Here is a 259-nt window from a genome sequence, read left to right as displayed (position 1 = left end):
CCTATAATGAAAATAACACTTAACAGAATCAACGACGATTTTTTGTTTGAATGTACCAATTCTCAGGGAAATTCAATTCTTTTAGATAATACGACCCAGCCGGGAGCAAAAGGAGTTTCTCCTATGGAAAGCGTTTTGATGGCGGTTGCAGGCTGTAGCGGCATTGATGTAGTTTCAATTCTGAAAAAGCAAAGACAGGAAATCACCGGTTTTAAGGCTGAAGTTGAAGGAGAAAGAATTCCGGTGGATGATGCCAAGC

General features: G+C 40.5%; 1 protein-coding gene. It reads left to right on the top strand.

Annotated features, from left to right (window positions below; translation table 11 throughout):
• Positions 1-6 precede the first annotated feature (6 nt).
• Positions 7-259: OsmC family protein (locus ACPYOJ_RS35770; RefSeq protein WP_481420445.1), on the top strand; the 253-nt coding region annotated here is incomplete at its 3' end.

This window comes from Rhizobium sp. SVR5-9E (genome assembly GCF_056755095.1).
Note: the sequence above shows the minus strand (reverse complement) of the source record. Positions and strands in the feature narration are given on the sequence as shown.